The 6,866-nt window shown below is 63.5% G+C and carries 4 protein-coding genes and 1 pseudogene; 4 read left to right on the top strand and 1 reads right to left on the bottom strand.

Annotated features, from left to right (window positions below; translation table 11 throughout):
• The 3 genes and pseudogenes from D588_RS0119445 to D588_RS28025 all read left to right on the top strand — a co-directional run.
• A partial coding sequence (locus tag D588_RS0119445; protein WP_017917176.1) for a relaxase/mobilization nuclease and DUF3363 domain-containing protein occupies positions 1-1,741 on the top strand: 1,741 nt, incomplete at its 5' end.
• Between the two features lie 458 nt (positions 1,742-2,199).
• Positions 2,200-2,393: pseudogene (locus D588_RS28625) on the top strand (DUF3363 domain-containing protein); the annotation flags it as partial.
• 156 nt (positions 2,394-2,549) lie between these two features.
• On the top strand, positions 2,550-4,598 hold the full coding sequence (locus tag D588_RS28025; protein WP_157836496.1) for a hypothetical protein: 2,049 nt from the start codon (positions 2,550-2,552) through the stop codon (positions 4,596-4,598).
• Positions 4,599-4,815: 217 nt separating this feature from the next.
• On the opposite strand, the gene D588_RS25515 is transcribed toward D588_RS28025, so the two are convergent.
• Positions 4,816-5,715 (bottom strand): recombinase family protein, encoded by a 900-nt coding sequence (locus tag D588_RS25515; protein ID WP_198526789.1) that lies wholly within the window; start codon positions 5,713-5,715, stop codon positions 4,816-4,818.
• A gap of 148 nt (positions 5,716-5,863) precedes the next feature.
• Between D588_RS25515 and D588_RS26845 the strand changes: the two genes are divergently transcribed.
• A complete protein-coding gene (locus tag D588_RS26845) occupies positions 5,864-6,835 on the top strand; it encodes a helix-turn-helix domain-containing protein (RefSeq protein ID WP_081613604.1) in 972 nt (323 codons plus the stop codon).
• Positions 6,836-6,866 lie beyond the last annotated feature (31 nt).

Here is a 6,866-nt window from a genome sequence, read left to right as displayed (position 1 = left end):
GACCATCAAGGCACGGCTGGTCCAGCTCGCCAAGGCCGGGCCGCGCTCCACGCAGACGCACCTGCGCTACATCGAGCGTGAAGGCGTGGGGCGCACGGGTGAGCCGGGCCAGGCGTATGGCCCGGCGACCGACGCGGCCGACACCGCCGCCTTCGAGGCGCGAGGGCGTGAGGACCGGCACCAGTTCCGCTTCATCGTCTCGCCCGAGGACGCCGAGCAGCTCGACGACCTGCGCACCTACACCCGCCACCTGATGGCCCGCATGGAGGCCGACCTGGGCACGCGGCTGGACTGGGTCGCGGCGGATCACTGGAATACCGACAACCCGCACACCCATGTCGTCCTGCGCGGCAAGGATGAGGCGGGCCGCGACCTCATCATCTCCCCCGACTACATCAGCCAGGGCATGCGCGCGCGGGCCGCGGAACTGGCGACCGAATGGCTGGGGCCACGCACCGAACGGGAGATCCAGCAGGCACTGGCCCGCGAGGTGGCGCAGGAGCGCTGGACCAGCCTGGATCGCACCTTGCAACGCGAGGCCACCCATGGCCGGGTGCTGCGCACCGAACGGCTCGACGCCATTCCCCGCCTGAAGCGCCAGCGCCAGTTGCTGATTGGCCGCCTGCAGCACCTGCAGCGCATGGACCTGGCGAAAGAAAGCGAACCCGGCGTGTGGACGATCCATCCCCGCGCCGAACCCACCCTGCGCGCGATGGGCGAGCGCGGCGACATCGTCCGCACCCTGCAGCGGGCGATGGGCGGCCAGCCACGCGAACTGGCCGTGTTCGAGCCGGGCGAGAACGTCCCGCCCATCGTCGGCCGCGTGGCCGCCAAGGGGCTGGCCGACGAACTGCACGACCGTGGCTATCTCGTCATCGACGGGGTGGACGGCAAGGCCCACTACGTCGCACTGAGCGCCCGCGACGAATTGGCGAACTATCCGGCCGGCGCGGTGGTGGAAGTGCGCGGTTCCGCCGAAGTGCGGGCCGCCGACAAGACCATCGCCGCTCTGGCCAGCGATGGCCTGTACCGCACCGATCACCATCTGGCGATCGCGCAGGGCCGCGCCCAGGCCGGCCGCGACCCGCAGGAGGTCGTGGCGGCGCACGTCCGCCGGCTGGAAGCCCTGCGCCGCGCCGGCATCGTGGAACGCGTGGCCGAAGGGCTGTGGAAGGTGCCGGACGACCTGGCCGAGCGCGGGCGCCAGTACGACGCCCAGCGGTTGGGCGGCGTGGCCGTGGAGCTGAAATCCCATCTTCCCATCGAGCGGCAGGCGCGCGTGATCGGCGCCACCTGGCTCGATCAGCAGTTGATCGGCGGCGGCAAAGGGCTGGGCGAGCTGGGCTTCGGCGCCGACGCCAGGCAGGCCCTACAGCAGCGCGCCGACTTCCTGGCCGAGCAGGGGCTGGCCGAGCGGCGCGGTCAGCGCGTCATCCTCGCCCGCAACCTGCTGGCGACGCTGCGCAATCGGGAAGTGGCGCAGGCCGCCAAAGACATCGCCGCCGACACCGGCCTGGAGCATCGGCCCGTCGCCGACGGGCAGCGCGTGGCGGGCATCTATCGGCGATCGGTGATGCTCGCCAGCGGGCGCTACGCCATGCTCGACGACGGCCGGGGATTCAGCCTGGTGCCGTGGAAGCCGGTGATCGAACACCAGTTGGGGCAGCAGCTGGCCGCCACGGTGCGCGGTGGCGGAGTGTCCTGGGACGTCGGGCGGCAGCGCGGGCCGTCAGTGGGGTAGGGCAGGGCCTCCTGCGGTTCCTTGCTCTGATGGCGCCCGTTCTTCCACGTTACCGGTACCTCTGTACGCAGTCACGTTCCACGCCGCAGTTCCGTGACCAGCTCCTGCGTCGACTGCTGAAGCACCTCCAGGATGTTGAGCAGGTGGCCTTCACCCAGCACGCTGCCGCGCTGCGCAGGCGGCACGGCGTACTAGGAGACGAGCATCGTCGTGAGCGCATGTGCGTGGCCCGCAGCCTTGTGGAGGCGTTCGGCGCGTTCGTCGGAAGGGTGGGTCGGCATGGCGATGAACTCTTAGTCTGATGGAGTCCATGCAAGACGAACGAGCGCGCGGATTCCGCCATTGCCCTAGAAGAATTTCTCATCCTGACCTGCGGGAAGCTGGTGGCTGCTGCAACGGGCAGGGCGCTGCTCAAGCAGGCCAGTGGGATGTCGGCACAGGTTGACGTGATACAGGTGCAGCGCGTGGCAGGCGTCTACCGGCGCTCGTTCTTATTCGTCAGCGGACGCAACGCGATGCTCGACGACGTCAGGGGGTCAGCTTGGTGCCGTGAAAGCAAGTGATCGAGCAACGGCTAGGGCAGCAACTCGCCAGGACGGTGCCCGGCGGCGGGAAGTCGTGGGAGATCGGACGGCTTCGTTGCCTTTCGATTGCACTGCGTTCTAAGGGCGGGGTTCGTGGTCTGTTGTATCTTTGGAGGGAGATACTGTTCTGGACAATCACGTCACGGCGATGACTACTGTGGTGCCATGCGCAAAGCCCGTGCTGGCGACAATCTTCGCTCAAACAAGATGATCACGGGGGCGGCATGGCAGGAAGACGGCAACACTACATTCCGAGGTTTCTTCAGCGCGGATTTTTAGCTGAGCGGACGGATGATGCCGAGCGAACATGGCTGCACCGAAAAGGTGTCGCCGCGCGTCTTGTCGTCATAAGAGATGTAGGGGTTGGGGAATACTTCTACTCGAAGCTCTCAATATCAGGTGAGGAGACCCTCGACGACCTTATTACGTCACTTGAAAGTAGCATTCAAGCTGATATCAGTGCGATACGACAGGTACCCCTGGGTGGTATGGTCGATCCAACAATCCCTGCCCGAATTACGACGCATCTTACCTTGAGGACCGCTCATGTACGTTCGGTTTTCTTGAATGGCACTGCGCAGATTTTGGAAAAAATTTCGGAATTATCGGCTGATTCCGGCCAGATGCGCGACCTGCTTGGTCTGGATGGCATTGATATGGGTCAGGCCATGTCTGTCATCGATCAGGAATTGAAATCATCTCAATTAGACCAGCTGCTGCCACGTCCTTTTGCTAGAAGAGCAGTGGCCTTTTGGCTCCGCGAGTCATTCAATGAAAGCTACGCATCTTATTTGCCGGTAGTTCTCGAAGCTTTGGACAAGTTGGGCGAGACACTCCCTTCCGCAATACGTGATGCTCACAATAGCGCCTTGCGCACGGCTAAAACAACGCGTTGGGAAGAAGAATTGGCGCGTCTTTATTGGCGCACACACCGCGTTGTTGGTGCTATTCTGCCGGACTGCATCGCACTGTCGAAGACTGGAGAGGAATCGTTTGTACCCTTGATTTTAAAAGAGCACACGCCGGATATCATAATATTGCCTATTGCTCACGATTTACTGCTCGTGGGTTCAAGTAATGATTCAATAGATCTTGATATTGGCAAGATCAACGAGGCGAGTGCTGCGTGCAGTGATAATTTCTTCATTGCCCGCCACGCCCATGAAGCTGCAGATCTTGCGGGTTTGATAGGGCAGCGATGCTCACTCGCGATCAAGCGGCTTGCCGATGAGGCGCTGGTCAAAGTCCGGCCGGGGGATGTGCCCCTACCAATTGGCGTGCCCGACAATAAGTTCACGGCGTCAGTTAGCCATGCAAACAGCTTTAGCTTCTCCGTTTCGTGTCTTGGGTTTGGCGATGCTGAGATCATGGATAGGCTTGGTACTGTCATGCAGGCAGTTGCTCATGAAGTAGGGCGCGACTTGCCACTTTCGACGCTGGATGGTGTCACTTTTGCATCAGACTATGCGGGGGCTTTGGAGAATTTGGATAGGGGTGATCCAACTCTGCAGCCGGACAAAACCCGTCCTCGAATTTATGGTCAAGCCGTCGCAAAGTGCGTTCACGTCATCCGTGAGGGCATTCGCAAGGAGCATATAGTATTTGATGCATGCATTGCCAAAGGGCTATTGGAGGCAACCGATGAGGGCGGGGCCTGGGCTTTGCATATCCTCGTTATTATGTTGGCAAACGTCGCACATGGTCCGATGTACGAGCAGCGCCTGCCCGTTGTGCCCAGCATGCCTTTCGACATCATGTCGGGTCGACTTCACGTCGCAACGGGAGCATGCCCTGGGAGGTATTTTGCAGCGCGAACTAGTGCTTTTGCCGATAGCAATGCTGGCGAACGGTATGCCACGTTGTGCGTGGATAGCTTGCTCTCCGCCCGCCAAGAGATTCGAACTGCAAGGCAGGCATACCTTGATGATCAAAATATGGATCTACTCCTTGATGCAGCGCTTATGCACGTCTCTTCATTTCTCGATCATGCGGCCGAATGGCTCGGACACAGGGATGGACGTCCAACGCAGGAACTGCTGCCGGGGGGCTGGCTTCCGGAGAGTTTAAAAGTACAAGGACTTCAGGATTGGCTTGAGCTTTTTGGATACGACTTACGTCGTCTCTATGATGGGGACGATCAGTTCACAGTCGAAAATATCCTTGCCCTTTCGCGGCATGTGGAGCGGCTTTTATGGACGATGGGCATGTTTCCATGGCCAACTGACGATGGACAGTTATATGTGTCACTAGGTCCGATCAGTGATTTGTCCTAAATCCGGGGTTTGCTATAAATTTAGGTCACGCTGCTCGCTGCAGCATAGGCGGCACATGACCGCCGCGCCCGCTGATTGAGCTGCGGCCGGACAGCAAATAGCCGCGGTAATGCGGTAAACCCGGATGTCGCGGGACATCGGACGCCAGTTCGGCGAGTCCGTCTGATCGTCATGGACGCGCTCGTGCTATGGCTCACGCTCGCCAACATTGCCGCCATCATCGCGCCAGCGCCGCCGGAGCGTGACGAACGTACCGCGCCGCCGGCACATCCAGCGCACACGCCGCGCCCTCCGCCATCACGCACGTTGCATCCTCCGCCAACGCCCCATCGGCCTCCCGCACCAGTGGGCAGCATGCCGGGCGGGGGTGCGGCCCCATCACCTCCATTTCCTCGCAGACCGGGCAGTCGGCACGGTAGGCCTCGGTGGGCAGCGGCCCGTCGGGGCAGCACTGCGCGATCAGGCGCCGCAACGTGCGCGGATGCACCCCGAAGTGCGTGGCGACCTCGCGGGTGGACCAGCCGTGCGCCTCGCGCAGGTGGCAGGCCAGCCCGCACTGCTGCGGCGTCAGCGACGGCAGGCGGCCCAGGCGCTTGCCCTCGTGCCGCGCGGCGGCCATGCCGGCGCGGGTGCGCTCGCTGATCAGGTTGCGCTCGAACTCCGCCAGCGCCGCCATCATGTGGAACAGCAGCAGGCCGCCCGACGACGTGGTGTCGATGCTCTCGGTGACCGAGTGGAAGCGCACGTTGCGGTGGCCCAGCTGATCCAGCATCTTGACCAGGTGCACCAGCGAGCGCCCCAGCCGGTCCAGCCGCCACACCACCAGCTTGCCGCCCGGGCGCAGGCGCCGCAGCGCCTTGTCCAGCCCGGGGCGCGAGCGGGCCGTGCCCGAGATGCCATGGTCGGTATAGATGCGCGTACAGCCGCAGGCCTGCAGCGCCTGCACCTGCAATGCCAAATTCTGTTCTTCCGTCGAAACGCGTGCGTAGCCGATGATCAACTCAGTCTCCTGAAAAACGCCCGCCCGGCCGTCGCGCTGCGGCGGCGGAAGCCGCAGGGCGCATGCCATCGCGGCATCCGTGGGGGAGGCCCGGGATGATGCGGCGCGTGCGCGCAACGGTGTTGCGCTTTCGCGCCGCCCGCCTTGTCGTTTCGTGCATGACCGGCGCATCATCACGAAGGCGTCAAAACCCCGGCCTACGCACCGGGGCCAGGGAGGGCCGGGGGCCGAGGCGCGCGCAGAAAGACATCAGCAGGGGGTGAGGATGGAAATCTGGACGAACGAAGGACTCCCCCCGCGGGAGCAATACGACTATTGGCATCAAGCGCTGTGCGAAGCATACGCGGTGACCACGCCAGTGGTGCCGAGAGACGCTTGGCACAGGCCCTTCCCCAGTCGGATCGAATCGCGCCGCTTCGGCGACATCACCGTCTGCTCCACCAGCTCATGCCCGCAGACCATGATTCGTGGCACGTCGGAGATCAACCGTCAGCCTTACGATAGCTACGTGGTCTTGGCCCCATTGTCCAATGGCAACGTGTGGCGTCAGGGCGGGCGTGAAATCAGCACCTATCCCAATTCGCTGTACATGGTCGACGTCATGCGGCCCTTTGAAGCGGTTTTTCAGGATGGGCCGCAAGGGCCAGGCGTACACATCCCCCAGAGACTGCTACGCCCCCTGCTTCGGCAGCCTGACGACTGCACCGCTATCGACCTTACCCGCAGCGGCATGGGCCAACTGGCGGTGAGCATGATCCGGGGACTGCAAACTTGCCCCGAAGACGTGGGCGACGAAGGACGCGAGCTGATCGTGCATCAGCTCGTATCGCTTCTGTCGATGGCAGTGGGTGCAACCGCCGAAGCGCGGGAGCGCGGTGTCCCAGCCGTGCGCCAGGCCCTCCATGCGGCTATCGTGCGCCACATCGAGGCGCGCCTGAACGACCCCGAGCTGTGCGTGGCCCAGGTGGCCGCGTACTTCCGCGTCTCGCCGCGCTACCTGCACAAACTCTTCGAGCCCAGCGGCATGTCCTTCGCCCAGACGCTCATCGCCCAGCGCCTGCAGCGCTGCGCGCGCGAGCTGTGCGCCCCGGGCGCGCCCCGGCCCGTCGGCGAAATCGCCTTCCGGTATGGGTTCAACGACGTGCCGCACTTCAACCGCACGTTCCGGCGGCATTTCGGGCTGTCGCCCGGCGAATACCGCACGCAGCAGGCGGTGCAGCGCATGCTGTCGGCGTAGCAGCGGCCCTTCCCCCCCGCAGAGCGCCCCT

Source organism: Xanthomonas sp. SHU 308, from assembly GCF_000364645.1.
GTDB classification, from domain to species: domain Bacteria; phylum Pseudomonadota; class Gammaproteobacteria; order Xanthomonadales; family Xanthomonadaceae; genus Xanthomonas_A; species Xanthomonas_A sontii.
This window is presented reverse-complemented; position numbering and strand designations above follow the sequence as displayed.